This is a genomic window from Thalassobius sp. Cn5-15, assembly GCF_022347685.1.
Taxonomy (GTDB): Bacteria; Pseudomonadota; Alphaproteobacteria; order Rhodobacterales; family Rhodobacteraceae; genus Thalassobius.
Genome location: NZ_JAKRGF010000001.1, coordinates 879,657 through 901,603 on the forward strand (window position 1 = coordinate 879,657; position 21,947 = coordinate 901,603).

At 56.9% G+C, this 21,947-nt stretch carries 17 protein-coding genes and 1 tRNA gene; 11 read left to right on the plus strand and 7 right to left on the minus strand.

Going from position 1 to position 21,947, the window contains the following annotated elements:
• Positions 1–45: 45 nt before the first annotated feature.
• The gene (locus MHM86_RS04225) at positions 46–1,290 is read right to left on the minus strand and encodes an ABC transporter substrate-binding protein (RefSeq protein ID WP_239196188.1); all 1,245 of its coding nucleotides are present in this window, start codon (positions 1,288–1,290) and stop codon (positions 46–48) included.
• Between the two features lie 237 nt (positions 1,291–1,527).
• Between MHM86_RS04225 and MHM86_RS04230 the strand changes: the two genes are divergently transcribed.
• Positions 1,528–2,265, plus strand: coding sequence for a response regulator transcription factor (locus MHM86_RS04230; protein ID WP_239196190.1), 738 nt, complete (start codon positions 1,528–1,530; stop codon positions 2,263–2,265).
• Positions 2,265–3,713: a sensor histidine kinase KdpD gene (locus tag MHM86_RS04235; RefSeq protein WP_239196192.1), complete on the plus strand. Its 1,449-nt coding sequence runs from the start codon at positions 2,265–2,267 to the stop codon at positions 3,711–3,713. The genes MHM86_RS04230 and MHM86_RS04235 overlap by 1 nt, the downstream gene beginning before the upstream one ends.
• 353 nt (positions 3,714–4,066) lie before the next feature.
• Here the strand turns inward: MHM86_RS04235 and MHM86_RS04240 are convergent, their stop codons facing one another.
• Entirely contained in the window at positions 4,067–4,984 is a 918-nt protein-coding gene (locus MHM86_RS04240) for a LysR family transcriptional regulator (RefSeq protein ID WP_239196194.1), read from the minus strand.
• Positions 4,985–5,122: 138 nt separating this feature from the next.
• On the opposite strand from MHM86_RS04240, the gene MHM86_RS04245 reads away from it, so the two are divergent.
• Genes MHM86_RS04245 through MHM86_RS04275 form a run of 7 tightly spaced genes read left to right on the plus strand, consistent with a single transcriptional unit; the run spans position 5,123 to position 13,636 of the window.
• A complete protein-coding gene (locus tag MHM86_RS04245) occupies positions 5,123–6,706 on the plus strand; it encodes an ABC transporter substrate-binding protein (RefSeq protein ID WP_239196196.1) in 1,584 nt (527 codons plus the stop codon).
• A 55-nt stretch (positions 6,707–6,761) separates the two neighbouring features.
• Entirely contained in the window at positions 6,762–7,739 is a 978-nt protein-coding gene (locus MHM86_RS04250) for an ABC transporter permease (RefSeq protein ID WP_239196198.1), read from the plus strand.
• Complete coding sequence (locus tag MHM86_RS04255; protein WP_239196200.1) at positions 7,736–8,662, plus strand: ABC transporter permease; 927 nt, start codon at positions 7,736–7,738, stop codon at positions 8,660–8,662. The genes MHM86_RS04250 and MHM86_RS04255 overlap by 4 nt, the downstream gene beginning before the upstream one ends.
• Entirely contained in the window at positions 8,659–9,624 is a 966-nt protein-coding gene (locus MHM86_RS04260) for an ABC transporter ATP-binding protein (protein WP_239196202.1), read from the plus strand. Before MHM86_RS04255 ends, MHM86_RS04260 begins: the two co-directional genes overlap by 4 nt.
• On the plus strand, positions 9,621–10,628 hold the full coding sequence (locus tag MHM86_RS04265) for an ABC transporter ATP-binding protein (protein ID WP_239196204.1): 1,008 nt from the start codon (positions 9,621–9,623) through the stop codon (positions 10,626–10,628). The genes MHM86_RS04260 and MHM86_RS04265 overlap by 4 nt, the downstream gene beginning before the upstream one ends.
• Positions 10,629–10,661: 33 nt before the next feature.
• A complete protein-coding gene (locus MHM86_RS04270; RefSeq protein WP_239196206.1) occupies positions 10,662–12,083 on the plus strand; it encodes a M20 family metallopeptidase in 1,422 nt (473 codons plus the stop codon).
• A gap of 8 nt (positions 12,084–12,091) precedes the next feature.
• Positions 12,092–13,636: a M81 family metallopeptidase gene (locus MHM86_RS04275; RefSeq protein ID WP_239196208.1), complete on the plus strand. Its 1,545-nt coding sequence runs from the start codon at positions 12,092–12,094 to the stop codon at positions 13,634–13,636.
• Positions 13,637–13,672: 36 nt separating this feature from the next.
• Here the strand turns inward: MHM86_RS04275 and MHM86_RS04280 are convergent, their stop codons facing one another.
• The 3 genes from MHM86_RS04280 to MHM86_RS04290 form a co-directional block, all read right to left on the minus strand.
• Positions 13,673–15,121: an amidohydrolase family protein gene (locus tag MHM86_RS04280; protein ID WP_239196210.1), complete on the minus strand. Its 1,449-nt coding sequence runs from the start codon at positions 15,119–15,121 to the stop codon at positions 13,673–13,675.
• Positions 15,114–16,997, minus strand: coding sequence for a TRAP transporter fused permease subunit (locus tag MHM86_RS04285; protein ID WP_239196212.1), 1,884 nt, complete (start codon positions 16,995–16,997; stop codon positions 15,114–15,116). The genes MHM86_RS04280 and MHM86_RS04285 overlap by 8 nt, the downstream gene beginning before the upstream one ends.
• A gap of 97 nt (positions 16,998–17,094) precedes the next feature.
• Positions 17,095–18,081 carry a TAXI family TRAP transporter solute-binding subunit gene (locus tag MHM86_RS04290; protein WP_239196214.1) on the minus strand — a complete coding sequence of 329 codons (987 nt, stop codon included), beginning with the start codon at positions 18,079–18,081 and terminating at the stop codon, positions 17,095–17,097.
• A gap of 122 nt (positions 18,082–18,203) precedes the next feature.
• Between MHM86_RS04290 and MHM86_RS04295 the strand changes: the two genes are divergently transcribed.
• Positions 18,204–19,094, plus strand: coding sequence for a LysR family transcriptional regulator (locus tag MHM86_RS04295; RefSeq protein ID WP_239196216.1), 891 nt, complete (start codon positions 18,204–18,206; stop codon positions 19,092–19,094).
• A gap of 339 nt (positions 19,095–19,433) precedes the next feature.
• On the opposite strand, the gene MHM86_RS04300 is transcribed toward MHM86_RS04295, so the two are convergent.
• Both MHM86_RS04300 and MHM86_RS04305 read right to left on the minus strand, forming a co-directional pair.
• Positions 19,434–19,508 (minus strand) — tRNA-Asn (locus MHM86_RS04300).
• A 120-nt stretch (positions 19,509–19,628) separates the two neighbouring features.
• On the minus strand, positions 19,629–20,540 hold the full coding sequence (locus MHM86_RS04305) for an MBL fold metallo-hydrolase (RefSeq protein ID WP_239196218.1): 912 nt from the start codon (positions 20,538–20,540) through the stop codon (positions 19,629–19,631).
• 52 nt (positions 20,541–20,592) lie between these two features.
• Here MHM86_RS04305 and MHM86_RS04310 point away from each other — a divergent pair, with 52 nt between their 5' ends.
• Positions 20,593–21,891 (plus strand): ATP-binding protein, encoded by a 1,299-nt coding sequence (locus tag MHM86_RS04310; RefSeq protein WP_239196220.1) that lies wholly within the window; start codon positions 20,593–20,595, stop codon positions 21,889–21,891.
• The last annotated feature ends 56 nt before the right edge of the window (positions 21,892–21,947 follow it).

Here is a 21,947-nt window from a genome sequence, read left to right on the forward strand (position 1 = left end):
CGAAAGGGTCACCCAATAGAGGCGCGGACAGCAGGTGGTCAGGGATCAGAGGCTATTGGCAATGGCTGCGGCCAGTTGCTGCACTGCATCCGCAGACGACATGTCGGAATTGAAATGCGCCGTTACCACATCGGTAATCGCACCGGCTTGCGCACCGCGCAGGGCCATGCCGTGGGCATAGCTGGGCAGAAGCGATCCATTGTCGGCACTGGCCGCCATATCCTTGGCCCCCAGATGCGCACAGCTGTCAAAGTCATCCAGCGCGACATCGACCCGCGCAGGGATAGAGCCCTTGTTCAGGTTAAACACGGTTTGGAAGCTTTCGCCAACGATCAGCTTGGCCAGCAGTTCCTGACCGGCTTGATTATCCTCGCCGTCCACATCGAACATCGCAAAGCTGTCCACGTTGTAGAGGAAGCCATCGCCCGGCACCGACGCACATAGGAAATCTTCACCCGGTTTAGCACCTGCTGCGAGGAATTCACCCTTGGCCCAGTCGCCCATGATCTGGAACGCTGCTTCGCCATTCATCACCATTGCGGTGGCAAGGTTCCAGTCCCGGCCGGGGAAGTTCGGATCAACAAAGCCGCGCATGGTGCGCATCTGATCAAACACTGCCACCATCGCATCCGACGTCAGCGTTGCCTCATCCAGCTCAACAAAGGCCTTGCGGAACCCCTCAGCGCCCAGAATGCCCAGCGCCACAGCCTCAAACACCGTGGCATCCTGCCAGGCCTGACCGCCGTGGGCCAATGGGATCACACCCGCAGCCTGCAGTTTTGCGGCGGCGGCGTTGAACTCATCCCATGTTGTGGGCATGGTGATCCCGTTTGCCTCCAGCACATCGGCATTAGCCCAGATCCAGTCAACGCGGTGCACATTGACCGGCGCGGCGCACCAGCTGCCCTCACATTTCATGTGACCGGCAATGGAGGCAGGCAGAACATCGCCCCATCCCTCTGCCTCAGCAACTGAGGAGATATCAGCCAGAACACCCTCTTCGTACCATTCCTGAATGGCGGGGCCTTTCAGTTGCACCGCTGTAGGGGCATTGCCGGACAAAACGCGAGCGCGCAGGGCGCTCATCGCGGCATCACCGCCGCCGCCGGCAACCGGCATATCAGTCCATGTGCCGCCATTCTCGGCGAACTCTTTCTGAAGCACGGCCACCGATTTTGCTTCGCTGCCGGATGTCCACCAGTGCAGCACTTCTGCTTTAGGTTCCGCAGTTGCCATACCCGCCGTAACGAGTGCGATCGCAGACACGGCACCAAGTTCTAGCTTCTTCATCGTTCATTCCTCCCATAGTGTTTGAGACAGGGCCAACGCATGACCTTGCAGCTCAAGTTACAGTCTGACCTATTGGCAGGGCGCTATGCAATTTGCGCAATGCAGTTATACTGGTAGCGGAAACAAAAAATCGTTAGACACGTTACCTGCTGTTACATGAACCATGTTTCTGTTGCAGTCTGTTACACGCCAACAGGCCGCAGCCCGAATAAACAGGCGAACCGCAAGAGGTTGAGAGTGACGATTCCACGTATTCTGGTGGTCGATGACGACGCCGAGCTACGGCAGATGCTAACACAGTTTCTACAACAAAACGGCTGTATCGCCCTGCCCGCCACCAATGAGGCCGATATTACCAAACAGCTGGCCTCAGGTCGGATCGACCTGATCCTGCTGGATGTTATGCTGGGTGATGAAAGCGGCGTGGAGATTTGCGCGCGACTACGCGACGAACAAGCGGTGCCGATCATTATGGTGTCAGCCCTGTCAACCGACAGCGACCGGATGGCAGGATATGCGGTGGGGGCGGATGACTATATCGCCAAACCGTTCAACACCGACCTGCTGCTGGCGCGCATCCGTGCGGTTCTGGCGCGCACGCGGCGTGCCTCTTCGCTGACACACCGGCGGCGGCGCACCACATTTCGCTTCAACGGCTGGAGGTATGACGCCAAACGTGACGAGGTCCTGTCGCCGGAGGGATATCAGGTGTCTCTATCGCGGCGCGAAACAATGCTGTTGCAATCGCTCTTGGCCAATCCACGCATCCCCCTCACCCGCCAAGAAATCGCCATCGCGCTGGATATCACCGGCGAGAAAGAAACAACGTCGGACGCAGAAGGCCGCGCCATCGACGTGCTGGTCGGTCGTCTGCGGGCCAAGATCGAACAGGATCCCAAAGCGCCGGAGATGCTGCGCACCGAACGCGGCGTCGGCTATGTCTTTGCGGTGGATGTCACCGCCGAGGAGGTGTGATGCCCGCGCTGCGCAGCCTGCGGATCGGAGGCATGGTACTGGTGCTCACCGCGTTCGGGCTGGGGTTTCTGGCTGCTGCGCTTTGGGTGCAATCAAACGCCCGCTGGGCGGCGCATCTGGACCGCGCCCGTTTCACTGGTGCGGTGCTCTACGACAGTCTGCTGTCAGGGCGCGCGCCGCCTGTTGGGGTCAGTGCCCACCGCCTGACGCCGCAGGATCAGGCCAGCGCGATGCGCGGCCGGTTTGAGGTGATCACCGGTGCCCCCCACCCTGCCCTGATCACCAATCTGTCGATCCGGCCCACCCCGTCGGTCGACCGCACTGCAGCACCGCTCACTCTGGCCATTCTGTCGTCAGATCTGCGCTATCCTCTGGCAAATCTGCCCTCACGCCCAAATCAGCCCCCCACTGAAACGCTGGGCGCGCTGACTGCACTCTTGGCGAGTTACTGCACAGAACCCGTGGTTTTCGCCAAACCCGCAGACAAGCCTTGGGTGCGCGTCGATGCAGCAGAGGTCTGGGGCTGTGCCGCCGCGCCGCAGGACAATCGGCTGTGGACGATTGCGCTGGCCTGTCTGTCCGTCGGGATGATCGTGACGCTGGTTCTCAACAGCGCCGCACAATTTGCCGGCTTTGCCCAGATGCTGCGCAATCGTCACCGTCTGGGCGGCCCTGCCTCCTATGACACCGCAGGGCCGGAAGAACTGCGCGATATCGTCGCCGCCGTAAACGGTTATCTAGAGGTGGAGCGTGACAAACTGGCCGAACGTGCGGCCGTTCTTTCGGGCGTAACCCATGATCTGGGCACACCTGCAACACGGTTGAAACTGCGCAGCGCCCTGATCGACGACACAAAGCTGCGCAGCAAGCTGGAGGCCGACATCGACCAGATGACCGGTATCATCGAAAGCGTGCTGACATACACCCGCGCCGAATTAGACGCAGAGGTGCCGCGCCCCGTCTCCCTCACCTCTCTGATAGAGGCGATTGTCGCCGACTATCAGGATGTCGGCAGCCCCGTAGTGTTTGCCATTCCTCAAGAGGTCCCCGTCCCCGGTGGTACATCCCTGTTCATGTCACGCCGTGGCACCGCCGCCCTGCCCCCCGATGACAAAGTCATCGTTATGGCCCGCCCCGTCGCCATAGGGCGGGCGCTGTCAAACCTGATTGACAATGCATTGAAATACGGACGTCGCGCCCGTGTCCATCTGGCCCGCGATGCCGACACCGCAGTGATCACTGTCGAGGATGAGGGCGCCGACACCACCGCCGCCGACATCGAGGCGCTGATGGCCCCGTTCAAACGCGGCAACAACACCCGCATGATCAGCGGTTACGGGCTTGGCCTGACCATCGTGTCGACCATCGCCAACATGCACGGCGGCACCCTGACCTTCGCACCCGGCACGAACGGCCTGCAGGCCAAAATCACCATAGCCCGCCGCTAGATCACATCTGAGGACCAGATGGGCACAGCGAATTCAATACCATGCAGAGCGCTAAGACAACTGGTGCACAGTAGGTCAGCACACTTCCGCGCTGCTTTGCGCCACCAGAAAATCGATCATCGCACGGGTCGAGGCGGCAAGGTGCCCACAGCTGGCTGCAGATAACATGGCCCTGTCACGGATTTGTTCCGGTCCTCTCACCTGCCATGTTGCCGAGCAAGCGACCAAAGGCTGATGACATCAAACAAGATGTCATAAGGCCCAAAACAGAAGCAGATCGGTGAGCTGTGAAGCGAAACAACCTCAACCTAAAACGCGCCCACGCGAGCCAAGAAGAATTGTGCACCAAGACGTTAAGGCTCTATTTTTTGATGCAAAATTTCGTTTGGCATATTGATACGCACAAACCGCATAAACCGCCGCGCAGTTGACGAGAGTGGCTGGTTTGCGGTTGTCAGAAAGCTGGTGACCCTTGAAATAGAGGGATCGAACGGTCGAACCGCAACCTGAGAATCCGGTGTGAGCGCCAGAGGGAACGGATTTACAAGCGCCAGCCCCAGGCCTGCCCCCACGAAATGCCAAATGGATACCGCAGTTGCCGTTTCAATAACGAAATGCGGCTCTAGCCCGGCTTTTGCAAAGGTTCTTTCCGTCAGGGTGCGCGTAATCTGCCGTCGAGGTAACCCAATTAACGGCAGCCCAGCCAGATCATCCGCCTGGATGACTGATTTGGCCGTCAAAGCATGATCCGCAGGCATCGCGCACACCAAATTCGTTGTGCACAAAGGATGATGCGTGACACCCGAATACTCGGCATATGCATCTGTCAGGCCCAGATCGAACTGCCCGTCTGCAACTCCTGTCACAAGGTTATTGGATGCGGTTACCTCGAAAGAAATTTTTGCCGATGGCTGCTGTCTGACGAATTGAACAACCTGATCCTGCAGAAACCGATGCGCAATAGCCGGCGGTGCGGCCAGCCTTAGCGGCGGAGTAATCTCCTCCACAAAGTTCGATTCATGAATGCGCATCAGGCTTTCAAACAACGGATCCAGCGCCTTGTCGAGCACCAGCGCTTCTTCCGTCGCAACCAATCGGTTGCCGGACCGCTCAAACAGGATTTTGCCCAATCGGTTCTCAAGATTACTGATAGACCGGCTGACAACCGATTGAGACACCTTAAGGCGTTGTGCCGCCGCGCTTGTGGTACCCGTGGTGAGAAGCAGCCGAAAGGCCTCAAACTCGCGAAAGCTATATGATCTGGAAAGCATGGTCAGGCCCGTTGTTGATCGTGAGACAGATGGTATCGCAATTTAGTATTGGTTTATGACTTTTTTGCATAATATATTTTATATACTAGTCGTTTTTTGACTACTAACGTTACCTCCACAACAGATCCGGAGGAAAAAATGAACAGAACCGTAAAGACACGCGCACTGGCCACGGTCGCAGTTGTCGCTCTATCAACTCCCCTTCTTGCAGAAGATTTGACCATCGGTTTGGCATCAGAACCCACATCGATGGACCCTCATTTTCACAATCTGACACCCAACAACGCCATGAGCCGGCACATCTATGACACGCTGATCCGTCAGGATGAGACTCAGGGGCTGAACCCCGGGCTTGCCGTGGAATGGAAGCCGGTTGATGAACTAACCTGGGAATTCAAGCTGCGTGAAGGCGTCACCTATCACGACGGTTCCGCCTTTGATGCAGATGACGTTTTGTGCTCGTTTGTTCGGGCGCCAGATGTCCCGAATTCGCCGTCCTCGTTTGCCTCGATGACCAAAGGCAAAACACTTAAGAAGATCGATGACTTTACGATCCACATCACGACCGAAGCACCGTATCCGCTGATGGCCAATGATGTCTCTAACGTTCCGATCGTATCGTCCGAAAGCGGCTGCGATGCGACAACCGCCGCTTATAACAGCGGCGAAGCGAGCGTTGGCACAGGCCCGTTCACTTTTGTCAGCTATAAGCCAGGCGACTCCATCGTTCTGGCGTCCAACCCAAACTATTGGGGCGATGTGTCTCCATGGTCCACTGTGACATTCAAACCCATTAAATCTGGCCCGGCACGCGTTGCGGCACTGCTGGCAGGTGATGTGGATGTGATTAATAGCGTGCCGACGACGGATATCGCCACACTGGAAGGTCGCGAGGACGTCGGTCTGAGTCAGGGAACATCGAACAGGGTCATCTACCTGCACCTTGACCACGGGCGCGCTGACAGCCCCTTTGTCAAAGCCAATGGCGGCGGCGACATCGACAACCCGCTGCGCAAACTCGAAGTGCGCACGGCCATTTCCAAAGCAATCCATCGCGACGCCATTGTAGAACGCGTAATGGAAGGCGTTGCGATCAAAGCCGGACAATTGCTGCCAAACGGTTTCTTTGGCGTGTCAGACCAGCTGCAACCCGTCGAATACGATCCAAATGGCGCGAAAGAACTGCTGGCGGCGGCCGGTGTGCCGGATGGATTTGAACTGACAATCCACGGCCCGAACGACCGCTACATCAACGATGCCAAGATCGCCGAGGCCATTGGTCAGATGCTGACGCGCGTGGGCATCAAAACCAGCGTCGAAACCATGCCCCGTTCAGTCTATTTCCAGCGCGCGTCACGCGGTGGTCCTGAAGGCGGTCCTGAATTCAGCTTTATCCTTGTTGGCTGGGGGTCAGGCACTGGCGAAGCTTCCTCTCCATTGCGCTCGCTGATCGGTACACACGACCCGGACAAGGGCTGGGGGGCTTCCAACCGCGGACGCTATTCCAACCCGGAAGTGGACGCCCTGATCGCAGAAGCCTTGCAGACAGTTGATAGCGCAGCACGCGAAAAACTGCTGGCTCAGGCGACCGAGCTTGCCATCGCGGACGCTGCAATCATCCCACTGCACTATCAGGTCAACACCTGGGGTGTGCGCAAAGGCTTTGCCTACGCGCCCCGCACGGACGAGTACACGCTCGCTACGGGTGTCACCAAAGAATGATCACATTTACGGGCGGGCTTTCAAAGCCTGCCCGCATCTACAGCCAGGAGCTCTCATGACCGTCTTCATCATACGACGGTTGATGCAAGCAATGATCGTCGTGTTCCTGATGTCGCTGATCGTCTTTTTTGGCGTGAACGTCATTGGTAACCCTGTTGACATGCTCATCAACCCTGAGGCCGACCAAGCCGAAATCGAAAGAACAATTCGCGCGCTTGGCCTCGATAAACCCATTGCCGAACAATACCTGTTTTTCCTAAAGGGCATTGCCCAGGGAGATTTTGGCAAATCATTCATTTTCGGGGAACCCGCGCTGAAGCTTATCCTGCAGCATTTGCCGGCCACTATCGAACTGGCACTCGTTTCGCTGCTCATGGCCGTTGTTCTGGGTATTCCGCTTGGTCTTTATGCCGGTCTGTTTCCCGAGCAGGGTATATCACGGACCATCATGGCAAGCTCTATTCTCGGCTTTTCCCTCCCGACGTTCTGGGTGGGGCTGATGCTGATCATGGGCTTCTCGGTATATCTCGGGTGGCTGCCATCCACCGGGCGCGGTGAGACAGCCGTGTTTCTGGGCATCGAGTCGAGCCTGTGGACGTGGAACGGACTCTCGCACCTGTTGCTGCCCGCCCTGAACCTTGCGCTGACCAATATCGGTCTTGTCATTCGACTGTCACGTGCCGGAGTTCGGGAGGCGATGCATCAGGAATACATCAAGTTTGCACGCGCCAAAGGCCTGCCGACACACCGCATTATCGGCGTGCATCTGATGAAAAACATCATGATCCCGATTGTCACCGTGCTTGGGCTGGAGTTCGGCAACCTGCTGGCCTTTTCCGTTGTGACCGAAACAATCTTCGCGTGGCCGGGTATGGGCAAACTTTTGATCGACTCTCTTCTGCAGCTCGATCGCCCGGTGGTCGTGGCTTACCTGATGATCATCGTACTCCTCTTCGTGGCCATCAATCTGCTGGTCGATATCGTCTATTCCATTCTCGATCCGAGAGTGCGGCTAAGGGATCAGGGCGCATGACAGATCAATCTCTCAATCCAGAAGACAATACCGCAGCCCAGGCCGTGCTCGTCGAGACACCCTTTCAAAGATTTGTCTCAGAGTACGCGGACAACAAGATCGCAGTGGTGTCATTGGTGGTACTGGTTGCCATTGTGGTGCTTGCCATCCTTGCGCCGTGGATCACGCCGCAAAACCCGTATGACCTTGCTCAGGTCAGCATCATGGACGCCGCCCAGCCGCCCGGAACCGAAGCATTTGACGGCTACACAATGTGGCTGGGATCAGACGGCGCAGGGCGTGATCTCTACTCGGCCATCCTTTACGGTATCCGCATTTCCCTGATGGTCGGTCTGGCCTCCGGGTTGATCGCGCTGATCATCGGCACTGCAATCGGTCTGGTTGCGGCCTACGCTGGTGGACGTGTCGATACACTCATCATGCGGGCCGTGGACCTTCAGCTGTCCTTCCCCGCCGCGTTGATTGCGCTGATGCTGGTGGCCGCTCTGGGGCGCGGGATCGACAAGATCATTATCGCCTTGGTTGTCGCACAATGGGCCTATTATGCGCGAACGGTTCGAGCAACAGCCCTGGTCGAGAGCGCCAAGGAATATGTCGAGGCGGCGCGCTGTCTTGGCCTGTCCCACGGGCGCGTCATCTTCAAGCATGTTCTGCCGAACTGCCTTGCTCCTTTGATCGTGATTGGCACCGTGCAGACCGCGTCAGCAATCGCACTGGAATCGACGCTGTCTTTCCTGGGTGTTGGTCTTCGGCAGACCGAACCAAGTTTGGGCGTGCTGATTTCCAGTGGCCGAGAATACATCATCTCTGGTCGCTACTGGATCTCGATCTTCCCAGGGATCGCGCTGCTGCTCACCATTGTGTCGATCAATTTGGTGGGAGACCAGTTGCGCGACGTTCTTAATCCGAGGTTGAAGAAATGACGGTTCTATCTGTTGAAAACCTGCAAACTCACTTCTTTACCCGGGCTGGAGTGATCAAAGCCGTCGATGGCGTCGATTTCAAGCTTGACCGGGGCGAGGTCATGGGACTGGTCGGTGAATCCGGCTCAGGCAAATCAGTAACCGGTTTCTCGATCTTGGGCCTTGTCGATCAGCCCGGCCGCGTCGCCGGTGGGTCCATCCGCTTTCACGGGGAAGATCTTGTTGGCAAATCCGAGGAACAGCTGCGCAAGCTGCGAGGCGGCAAGATTGCCATGATCTTCCAGGACCCGATGATGACGCTCAATCCGGTTCTGCGCATTGACACGCAGATGATCGAAGCGATCAAAGCCCATGAAAACGTCAGTAAGCGCGAAGCGTGGGAACGGGCCCGGGACGGATTGGGGGCGGTTGGCATTCCATCGCCAGAGGAACGGTTGCGTGCCTACCCGCACCAGCTGTCAGGCGGCATGCGACAGCGCGTTGCCATTGCAATCGCCTTTCTCAACAATCCCGATCTGATCGTCGCGGATGAGCCGACAACTGCTCTGGATGTGACCATCCAGGCACAGATCATTCACGTCGCCCAAAAGATGTGCCATGAGCGAGGGGCCGCGATGATCTGGATCACCCATGACCTGGCGGTTGTCGCTGGTTTGGCGAACCGGATCTCGGTGATGTATGCCGGGCGCGTGGTCGAACAGGGTGATACGGATGACGTGATCGATAACCCGCGCCATCCTTATACCGTTGGCCTGTTGGGATCGGTCCCCTCAGCCAATCGGCGCGGTGAACCTTTGATGCAGATTCCCGGCATGACACCGAACATGCTGAACCTGCCGACAGGATGTGCGTTTCAGGCGCGGTGTTCACGCGCGAGTGACGCCTGCAAGCAAGCTCCGGTACCAAGTGGCGAGGGCCATCTGGTTCGGTGTTTCCACCCGTATGAGAGGGTTTCAGCATGACCAAGCCAATCTTGGAAATCAAAGACGTCTCCAAGCGTTTCGTGAAGGGGTTAGACGTTGCTGGCAAGATCGCGCAGCGACTTGGATCCAGCATAAGTGAAGAAGTTGTTCACGCGGTGGACAGTGTCAACTTTACGGTGCAACCCGGAGAGGTCGTTGGACTGGTCGGGGAATCCGGTTGCGGCAAGTCGACTTTGGGTCGGGTTGTAGCGGGCATTCACGCAGCCAGCGAGGGGGGGGTGCTCTTCGAAGGCAAGGATCTGTCGTCCATGACGCCGGAAGAGCGGCGCGCAGCGGGTCTTGCCATTCAGATGATCTTTCAGGATCCCTTCGCTTCGCTGAATCCGCGGATGCGTGTAGAACAGATCATCGGTGAGGCACCTCTGGTGCACGGGTTATGTACCCGGGCCAACCAAAGTGAGTATGTCGACAACATCATGACCCGCGTGGGTCTTGATCCGACACTGAAACGCCGATATCCGCACCAGTTTTCTGGCGGTCAAAGGCAAAGGATCGGCATCGCTCGGGCGCTTGCTGTGAAGCCACGCTTTCTGGTCTGCGACGAATCCATTGCCGCCCTCGACGTGTCGATACAGGCGCAGGTCTTGAACCTGTTCATGGAACTGCGGGAAGAGTTCGATCTGACCTATCTGTTCATCTCACATGACCTCAGCGTCGTCGAACACATCGCAGACAGGGTTGTGATCATGTATCTGGGCCGGGTTGTCGAAAGTGCACCAACGGAAGAGCTTTTTGCAAATCCGCGGCATCCCTATACCCGCGCACTGCTGTCCGAGGTCCCGAGACTGGATCAGCGCAGGCGGTCCTTTACCCCCATTGAAGGCGAAATACCGTCGCCTTTGTCTCCTCCAGCAGGCTGTCACTTCCACCCGCGATGCGCATTGGCCACCGACCTGTGCAAAAGCGCAGCGCCAGACCTTCTGGAGCCAGTGCAGGGCCACCAGCTGAGTTGTCATCACGATCTGGGACGTCAAAGCGCATAGGCGCTGGCCCACACGTTAGAACTGGAAAAAACAATGCAAAATACAGATACCATCTGGGATATCGTCGACACCCATCGTGACGCGTTTGTCGGAATGTCAGACCGTGTCTTTGACACACCAGAAACCCTTTATGGCGAATTTGATTCCGTCGCCGAACATATCGCAATGCTGGAAGAGCAAGGCTTCAAGATCACCAAAAACGTGGCTGGAATGCCCACTGCCGTCATCGGAGAAGCCGGCGACGAAGGCCCGGTCATCGCCATTCTGGGCGAGTTCGACGCGCTGCCCTACCTCAGTCAGGAATCCGGCGTCACCGAACCCAAACCCATTACCGAAGGGGCCAATGGCCATGGCTGCGGGCATAACCTGCTGGGATCGGCAGCGATGCTGGCGGCAACAGCCGTGAAAGACTGGCTGGCGGAAAGCGGCATCAAGGCGCGTGTTCGATACTATGGATGCCCGGCCGAAGAAGGCGGTGCGGCGAAGACCTATATGGTGCGCGACGGATATTTCGATGACGTGGATTTTGCCATCTCGTGGCATCCCGGCAGCTATACCGCCGTCTTCCCGGCCCGATCCCTCGCCAATACCAGAATTGACTTCACTTTTCACGGAAAAGCGTCACACGCGGCGGGTGCCCCTGAACTCGGGCGCAGCGCGCTGGACGCGGTGGAATTGATGAATGTCGGCGTGAATTACCTGCGGGAACACATGCCGGACGACGCGCGCGTGCATTACGCCTATATCGATGCGGGCGGTGTGGCACCAAACGTGGTGCAGCATCGCGCGACCATACGCCAGCTGATCCGTTCACGCGATCTTGCGGGTCTGCGCGATCTGGTCGCACGGGTCAGAAAGATTGCTGAAGGCGCGGCCCTGATGACCGAAACCAGTGTCGAAACGCAGGTCTTCTCTGCAGTGTCCAACCTACTTGGGAACCGTCCACTGGAAGAGGCGATGCAAGCCGAAATGGACCGGCTTGGCCCCGTGGACTTTGATCAGTCGGATCGCGCATTTGCAAAACAAATACAGGAGTCGCTGACAGAGGCCGACAAGCAACACACCTTCCGCCGCGTCGGGCGCGAGTATGATCCAGACATGGCACTTTGCGATTTCGTTGCACCTCTGGACAATACGGGCCAAGGTGGCGACGGCTCAACCGATGTAGGGGATGCAAGCTGGGCGGTTCCGACCGTTCAGGCACGGATTGCCACATGCGCTGTAGGCACACCGCTGCACACCTGGCAAATGGTAGCTCATGGCAAAACGCCCATTGCGCATAAAGGTATGGTCCACGCCGCCAAAGTGATGGCCGCAACAGCACGACGCATCATCGAAGACCCGGCGCTGATGCAGGCTGCGAAAGACGAACATCAATCGCATCTGCGCAAGACACCATATCAGTGCCCGATGCCGGACGATGTGAATCCGCCGATTATTCAGCCTGCCGGTTAATGTGACCAATGAGAAAGCCGCGCGTCGCCCTTCTGGGTATGATCCTGGAGTCAAACCGTTTCGCCAGACCGGCAAATCTGTCTGACTTCAAAAACCTCAACTGGCTGGAAGGTGACGCGCTGCTGGTCGACGCCCGCAGCAAGACGCCTGCGCTCGCACAAGAATTCGCATCCTTTGTGCAAGCAATGGACGCAACAGGTCCCTGGCAACCAGTGCCTGTGATTTTGGCCGCTTGCCATCCGCAAGGGCCGGTCGAAGAAGAGGTGTTCGAGACCTATGCCCAAAAAGCGCTGGCGGGTCTGGATCACACATTGGATGCGGTTTACCTGTGCCATCACGGTGCCATGGCCGCCACCCACCTTGATGATCCTGACGGTGAACTGGCGGCCCGCATCCGCACAAAGGTTGGGCCGGATGTTCCCATTGTTCAGACATTAGATCTGCATGCCAATATTTCGGATCAGATGTGTGATGCGGTAGATCTGATTTGCGGCTATCGCACCAATCCTCATGTTGACATGATTGAACGCGGAGAAGAGACAGCGTTTGCGCTGCGCCGTATCCTTTCGGGACACATTTCGCCTCAGGTGGCGCATGTCAAACTGCCACTGGTCCCGGCATCAGTGTCGCTTCTGACACCTTCTGGACCCTATGGGGAATTGATCGATTATGGCCAGCGGCGTCAGGCCGAGTTGGCAGGTGCGATACTGAATGTTTCGATCTTTGGCAATTTTGTGTTTTCTGACGTGCCCGAAAACGGGGTTTCAGTGGTGGTGACCGCACGCGATGATCTTATCGAGGCGGAGCGTCTCGCAACCGAGATCGCTGATCGGGCCTGGAACATCCGTCACCAGTTTATCCGCCAGATGACGAGTATATCGGACGCGGTCGAGCTTGCGCGTTTCGAACAACCTGAACCCGTGATTTTATCTGAAACCGGTGACAATCCGGGCGGTGGTGGCTCAGGGCGCACAACGGCACTGTTGGCGGCGCTCATTGAGGCCCGCGCGCAGGGGGTTCTATACGGCTCGTTCTACGACCCCGCGCTGGCTGCCGAAGCAAATCGGTTGGGTGTAGGCGCCCGCTTTGACGCGCGCTTCAACAGATCGCGTGGTGATGCCCCGTGGGAGCAGTGGGATACGCCGCTAGAGGTCACGGCAGAGGTCGCGGCGCTGCATGATGGCACTGTAACCGGTCGATTGGGGCTGACAGCCGGACGCCGCATGAAATTGGGTCCTTCAGCGCTGCTGAACATTGGTGGCATATCGGTTGTGGTCATCTCTGACCGCACCCAGACCGCAGACCCGGTGTTCTTTGAGATGTTCGGATTGGATATAGCCGATGCGCAGACCGTTTGCGTGAAATCCCGTGGGCATTTCCGCGCCGGGTTTGCCCCGTGGTTTACGCCGGAACAGGTCTATGAGGTTGATACAGCCGGATTGACGTCGCCGGTTCTGGAAAACTGGCCCTTTACGCGCCTGCCCCGGCCCAGCTTTCCGTTGGACCCCGAAACCGTGTGGTCGCAGGGGCAGGCTACATCGTTTTCCACATAAGGCCTTTTTCCGGCCACTCGCTGATATGTGCCGTTATCAAACGGGATTATCACTCCCTGCGCACGGCAGCACGTGACGCGATTCCAGAGATTTGCCCTGATGTTCCGAGGGCGGTTTTCCAGCGACAAACACGGCGGCAATGCCCTTGGATGTTTTCTTTGGCTGATCTGCTGTGGCCTGATCCGCAACTTCGGTCTCAGAGAACAGCACCATGTCCGCAAAGTTCCCTTCTGCTATCACACCTCTGTTTTTTAGACCGAAGACCTTTGACGGCAAACCAGTCATCCGATGAACTGCCTCTTCCAGTGAATAGACCGGAATGTCGCGCACATAGCGCGACAAGACCCGGGGAAACGTACCCCAGAGGCGCGGATGCGGTTTCTCATCAAAAGGAAGACCGTCTGAACCGATCATTGTCATCGGATATTTCATCACCCGCTGAACATCGTCTTCTGACATCAGGTAGTATAAGGCCCCTGCCGGTGCGAGTTGATCAACGGCATCTGCCTCGGAACAGTTCAAAAGCTCCGCCACTTCACAAAGGCTTTTCCCGACCATCTGTGGCATCGGATCCGAGCGCGCAATTACAATATGTCCGCCACGCAAAGCGCGTTCCCGTGTCAGAGAGGTGGAGGAATAACAATATGGATACACGTCAAGCGCAAGGGTTTGCTCGGCGGCGGCTGCGTCGATGAGCTTGAGAGAGTGTTTGGTCGTGCCGTGATTATGATCGCACATCGCCTTGTGGTGCGAAAAAATGACCGGTACGTCTGCGTCCCGACCGATTTTCAATGCTTCTTTGACGCCATCAATCATACCGTCCGCTTCATTGCGGATATGGGTGACGTAAAAACCATTGCGGTCAGACATGGCCTTGCAAAGTTCAATCAGTTCACGCGTATCGGACTTCTGTGCCATGGAATAGGCCAATCCAGAGCTTAGGCCGATCGCGCCTGCGTTCATGCTGTCGACAAGCAGATCCGCCATCTTCGCGATTTCCCGATCCGTCGCTGGGCGGTTCACATCATCCATGACCGACAAGCGCAGCGTTGAATGTCCAACGAGGCCCAGATAATTCACGGATGGTTTCGCTTGTTTCACCGCCTCAAGGTAGTCCGCGAACCGCTCAAATCGCTGAGAGTGTGATTGCAGCAAAATATCATACTCAGCCGGAATATCCGCGTTCGGTGAAAAAGGGGCCGGGCTGTATCCACATAGACCGACAATGACGGTTGTAATACCCTGACTGGTCTTGCAGACCATGTCCGGGTTTGCGATCAGCGCAATATCGTCATGTGTGTGAACATCGATGAAACCAGGCGCCAGTATCAGACCTTGAGCATCCACATCTGATTGACTGGGGAATGCTCCACCACCGCGTTCAATGCGGACAATTTTTTCGTCTTTGATACAAACCGTCGCCAGATAGCGCTCGCCGCCTGTGCCATCAACCACGGTCGCATTTGAAATAGTCAGATCATACATTAGATGGCGTCTCTCCGGATTGGGGTTTCGTCTTACGGGAAAGGACTTCGGCAAGGACGATCAGTGCGAATGTAGCCGCAGCGAACAGGTTTGCAGTGCCTCTGTCGAGTAGAAAGCACCCTACCGATGTCACAAACAGAGCCGCGGCAAGAATACCGGGTATGGACCCGGAAACCGTGTGTTTTGACAGGGAATACGCTAGGCCAGTCAACCCAATCAAGGCAGCGCCGAAGGCGACGAAAGCGGCAACTGCACCATTCTGGAACAGGATATCCCCCGACAGAAAAAGTAGTGGAATGGCATAGAGACCCTTGGACAATTTCCATGACACAATACTGGTCGCAAAAGGCTTGGCCCCCGCTATTCCTGCAGCCGCGAAGGCAGACAGCGCAATCGGCGGTGTGACGGTGCTGTCCTGACTGTACCAATAGATCATCAGGTGGATCGCCAGAACCGTGAATCCGAACTCCTCAAAGCCGGTGCCCACAACCGCAGCAACAATGACGTAACTGGCCGTGATAGGCAGCCCCATGCCCAGGATCAGCGAAATGAGAATGACTGCGATCACCATCAGATAGACATTGCCTTGCGCAACATCAAAGATCATCGCGGAAAATGTGATGGCCTTGCCGGTCATCGTCAGCACACCAACAACGACGTTGGCAGCTGCCAACATCAAAGCGGTGATTGAAGCCGTTTTGGCGGTATCAAGGAAAACATCCGCCATGCGTGCAAACGTAATTTTGTTGTTTTTTGTGACCCAGCTTGCCGCAACGACAACACCAATTGCGGCGCAACAGGAATAGATAGGGGTGTAGCCCAGTATGAGACCGCCGATGAAGGCCGAAATGCCGGTCAGGAAAGGTATTCCGTCGCGCCATTCAATCGGCGTCTTCTCAATCTTGAGTTCGAAACCAGCCCGGTTAGTGTAACACGCCACGCCAATGAAGACCGAGTAGAAATACAGAATTGCCGGAAGGATCGACAAGGTTACGACCGTACCATACCCCACTTGTGTCCAGGCCGACAGGATGAATGCCCCAGCGCCCATCACCGGCGGTGCGATCTGTCCGATGTTCGACGCACTTGCTTCAACTCCAGCGGCAAACTTGGGCGAATACCCTGCCCGTTTCATCATGGGGATCGTCACAGATCCGGTTGCCATGACATTGCCGATCGAAGTGCCGCTTACAGACCCCATCAGCGCACTTGCGATGACTGCTGCCTGTGCTGGCCCACCGTGCATGCGTGACCCAAGTGCCAAAGCCAGGCGCATCAGAAAATCTCCGCTGCCCGCCGCCAGTAGGACCGAACCGAAGAGAATAAACAGGTAGACGAACGTTGCAGATATCGAGGCCAGAAAACCGAAATACCCCTCGCCACCCCAGAAGATGCGATAGGCGAAAGTCTCGTAGGAAATACCGCGAAACCCGAGGTTGCCCGGCAGCACTGCCCCGAAATAAATCGCGTAAGCCACGCAGAGCGTAGCCAGGATCGACAACACCCATCCACCACCGACGCCTGCCGCGACGACCACCAGAAACATCCCCAGCGCTGCCATGTACAGGTCCGCAGAAATCAGTTCGTCCCCCCTTTGAAACAATGACTCCTCCATGCTCAGCACATAGATTGGCAAGGTCAGAGATAAGGCCGCGAACACAAAAAGGATGTTTCGGTTCTGAACAGAAGCGCTGCGCATCGCTGCAAAGGCGAACAGGAACATCATCGCCCCACCCACATGGATGCTGTTGCGCCAGCTTTCAGAGATTGTCGCCAGCGTCGAAAAGTAGAGATGAAAGAGGCCAAACGCTGTGGCGAGGACAAGCAATGCTGTGTTCAGCACTGCCCAGTCAGTCTGTTTGTGTGGGTCATCCATGGAACTCTCCTAATAGAAACGGCGGTGATCAGCAGGGAGTCACCGCCGTTTCGTGCAGCCTTGCAGGTCACGAAAAGCGCACCACAAGCCGTGGGGATTAAGGGCGCAGGTGATCTGGGATGGTCAGGCCATTTTCTTCATAGAACCGGACCGCGCCTGGATGCAGCGGGGCGCTCAGCCCAGACAGAGCAGTGTCAAGCTTAATGGCCTGGGCGGACGGGTGGATCGCGTGCACGTCTTCAAGGTTATCGAAGACAGCCTTTACAAATTGGTAGACCACCTCGTCCGACACATTTTCATCAACCACCATCAGGTTGGCATATTCCGCGCTGGCAACAGCGTCGGTCTGGCCGGGATAGGTGTTGGCCGGAATTTCCTTTCGGTAATACAGGCCGGGGAATGCGTCATTCAGTTTGTTAAGCTGTTCATCCGAAAAGGACAGGATGGTCACATCATCTGCGCCAACTGTCGCATAGAGTTCGGTCACAGCAGCGACCGGCATGCCAGCCCCCAGATTGGCGGCCGAAATTCGGCGGTCCTGAAGTGCCCGGGCGGATTCTGAGTATTTCGCAAGAAACTCCATATTCATGTTTTCGACATCGTTGCCAATCGCGCCCAGCATCAGCGACGCTGCGGTGCGCGCACCACTTTTACGTCCACCGATGTTGTACTTCCCGGATAGTGTCGCAAGGTCGGCAACAGTCCCGGTTTTGACTTCGCTCGTCAGGGCCACCTGATGTTCGGTGTTTCCCCAGAGAGAGAACAGTGCCCGCAAGTTGGATTGCGGCTTTCCGTCAAAAACACCTGTCCCACTTGTGGCAAGTGCGCCCACCACACCGTTGGTAATACCGAGATCGATTTCTTTTTTGCCAATCAGGCGGACGTTTTCGGTACTACCGCCCGAAGACACAGCATCCACTGACAAATCGGAAACGGCATCAGAAACGATTTTGGCAATGCCCACCCCCACCGGGTAATAAGTGCCGCCGGTGCCGCCGGTCCCAATCACCAGCTGATCCGCAGCGATGGCCTGAGTTGAGAATGAAAAACTTGCTGCAATGGCAGCCGCAATAATCTTATTCATAGGTCTCCTCCGGTATTCATCCGGGCATGTCGCCGGATGTACCTGAAACGCTAGTCAGGTCTTCGCATATCGTCTAATAGTGAATCGCAAGCTATGCATAATGCCATCTAATAGGACGACACGTGCAACTCAGACAGATAGAAGTCTTTCACGCCTATATGATCACCGGCTCGACCGTTGCCGCGGCGGAAATGCTATCGGTAACCCAGCCCGCCATCAGCACAACGCTGAAACGCATGCAGGACGAACTCAATCTGCAACTATTTCGATCCGTGAAAGGTCGCCTTCAGCCCACCGCAGAGGCCCATCTGTTGTTTCGGCAGGTACGTGCCATTCAAGAGGACCTCAATCAGCTCGCGCAATTGTCCAAAGCCCTTGCAGAGGGAAAGTCGGGCAACATTCGGGTTGGTGTTGTGCCTGCGCTCGGGGAAAATATCGCAGCGCAGGCCATTGCCGACGTAACACAAGGCAGTTCTGAATTGAATGTGGCCGTCGAGGTTCTGAACTCCCACGAGTTGATGCATCTTGTTCAAGCTGGCCGGCTCGATTTCGCGTGCATTTTCGGCAAAGCGCACGATCTTCCTGTCGAAACGATCTTCGAGACCAGTATTCAAGTGAACTGTGTTCTACCATCCGGTTATCTGAACGGCTGTGACAACATAACACTGGAAGAATATGTCCGACTTCCTTTGTCCTTGATGCGTCCTACAGACCCGATCGGACGTTTAATTCTAGAAGCCTGTTCTGCGAAGAACCTGCATCCAAATTCGATGATAGAATTGCGCAATTGCAGGGCTTCCATAGCGTTCGCCGAAAAAGGGGTGGCTGTTGGGGTGGCCGATGACATCACACTTTCTGGCGCTATGCTTGCACAGTCCAGAGCGGTGCCGTTCAATCCACCACTCAATATCGAGGTTACACTCGTACGCAAAGCCGGGCACTTGGCCTCAATTGCAGAGGATCAGTTGGTCGAAGCATTTCGGAACGCATTGGTGAATATGTATGCTGCATAACCCAAGGCGGACGTTGCATATTTAATGCCGCCATCGAACAACGTCTTTTCGATAGCCCTTTGAACAAACGATATCGTTGCGTTGTGTTCAACCTGTTGAAACTGCTGCGAGGTTTTCAGTGTATCTTAGCCGCGATCATTCTCAACCCGGCTCAGTCGACCATTCCTGACCAGTTTTGATGATGAATACGGTTGCGAGAGTGACGCACCTTTAGCCGCCGTACACTGCTGCCCCCTAAACCGTCTGCTTCCAATCCATCTGCCCCCCCTAAAGGCGGATGTTGCCCCAGGGCGCAAAACCAAAAAAGCCCTCAAGTCTCTGCGACTTAAGGGCTTTTTATGGCTCCGGCGGTAGGGATCGAACCTACGACCAATTGATTAACAGTCAACTGCTCTACCGCTGAGCTACGCCGGAACACTGTGTTGATGCCGTTCAGCATCTTGTGTGAGGGGGTGTATAGCTATAGCGATTTCGGGCCGCAAGAGGGATTTGTCACATTTTTCCAAAAAAATTCACCTGCCCATGAACGCGCGGTCAGCGCAAATCGAAATGGGTCTTAAAAGACAGGGGATCAGAACAGATGACGATGTTTTTTACATATAGATCAACTAGATGCGCAAAGACATTCCGCTCTGCGGCTGGGATGAGCGCAGGGGGCACTTCGGTATAAATGACTTGTGTCAGCGCGGATACCGTGCCGCCTTTTTGCGATAATGCCTCAAGGATCTGCGTCTCACGCTGGCGACGGTGAGCAATCAGCCAGTCTAACCGCTCTGCCGGTGCATCAACCGGTGCACCATGGCCCGCATGGAAGCGGCGGGCGGGACGGTTCTGCAGCATTTCGCAGGAACGCATGAAATCGGTCAGATCGCCATCGGGCGGCGACACCAATGAAGAGGCCCAGCCCATCACCAGATCACCGGTCAAGATCACATCATCCTTGGCGAAACTCAGGTGATTGCCGAAATGGCCAGGGGTCCAGAGCGCCTCCAGAGACCAGCCATCGCCTTTGATCACCTCGCCGTCGGCGACGGTTTGATCTGGGGTGAAGCGATTGTCCACCCCCTCCCCGCCGCCAGCAAGACCAGCAGCAGCCAGCTCCGCCATCACCGCCGATTGACCAGCGCGATAGTCGCCATAAGCCAGCACCGGCGCATCAGTGATTTGCCCGAGACGCCGCGCAAGGGGCGAGTGATCCAGATGTGCGTGGGTCACAAGGATATGGGAAATGCGCTGATCGGGGTGCAGCGCGGCAAGGATGGCCTGCAAATGCGCCTCACTGTCGGGTCCGGGGTCAACAACGGCCAGATCGCGGTCGCCGATCAGATAGGTGTTGGTACCACGATAAGTCATCGGCGAAGGGTTCGGCGCAAGAATGCGGCGCAGACCGTCGTCCAGCTGTTCAGCCACGCCCACGGGGGCGTTAAAATCATCCGGTGCCTGCATCACTTTGGTTCCTGCTCTTCCTTCTGTGGCTGCGACTGGTTAGGGTCGGGCCATGAACTTTCAGTGGATGAAACGCTACGTGCCGCGCGGCCTCTATTCAAGGGCGGCGTTGATCTTGATCCTGCCGGTGCTGACGGTGTTGCTGGTGGTTACCGTCGTCTTTGTGCAGCGTCATTTTGCCGGTGTGACCGAACAGATGACCCGCACCACCGCACGAGAGGTAACCGCCCTGCGCACCTTGCCGGAGGTGCAGCGCTCTGCATTGGCGGAATTACTGGACATTACCGTCACCTCCCTGCCCGCTGGCAGCGATATACCCCAGTCCGAGCGACGCTGGTATGACCTGACTGGTCTGGTGGTCATCGCAACCTTTGAGGACCGGCTGCAGGGGATCGAGGCGATCGTGCTGCCGAGCCGGACGAAAGTGGCGATCGTGCTGCGCGATGATGCAACGCTGACCCAGTTTGTGTTTGCCCGCAACCGCGTGTCGCCGCCGAACACTCACCAACTGTTTGTGAACATGGTATTTTTCGGCGGATTGATGACAGTGATCTCTTTCATATACCTGCGCAATCAGTTGCGCCCGATCACCCGTTTAGCGCAAGCGGCAGAGGCCTTCGGCCGTGGCCGGTCCATCCCTTACAGCCCCGGCGGCGCCCAAGAGGTTCGGGCGGCAGGCCATGCCTTCGTTGATATGCGCGCACGGATTGAGCGACATATTCAGCAGCGCACCATGATGCTGTCTGGGGTCAGTCATGACCTGCGCACCCCGTTGACGCGGTTGCGGTTGGGGCTGGCGCTGCTCGATGATGCCGACCGCAAACCGATGGAGCGGGACGTAGAAGACATGCAGAAAATGCTGGATGGTTTCCTGTCGTTCAGCCAGGGTACGGGCGATGCCCCGATGGAACATGTCGCCCCCCTGCCCTTGGTGAGAGAGATCGTCTCAGACGCCCAACGCGGCGCCCGTCCTGTCGAACTGACCCAGACCGAAGGCGACCCGTCGAAAACTATGCCCCTACGCACCATGGCGCTGAAACGGGCCGTCAGTAACCTGATCGAAAACGCCACCCGCTATGGCAGCCGCGCAGAGGTGTCTGTGCGCCTCAGCGAGCGGTCCCTGCGCATCCGTGTTGAGGATGACGGCCCCGGCATTGCGCCCGAACAGCGTGAAGATGCGATGCGCCCCTTCTCGCGGCTGGATGCCGCACGCAATCAGGATCTGGGCGGTGGAGTCGGACTGGGACTGGCGATTGCCAATGACACGGCACGGGCCCATGGCGGCACCCTGCGCCTATCGCAGAGCGGGCATCTGGGCGGGCTGTGCGCGGATATTGTGATCGCTCGTTGAGACCTGCCTCTTTCCCAAAAGGAACGACCACATCGGATCACCCGATGTGGTCGTCC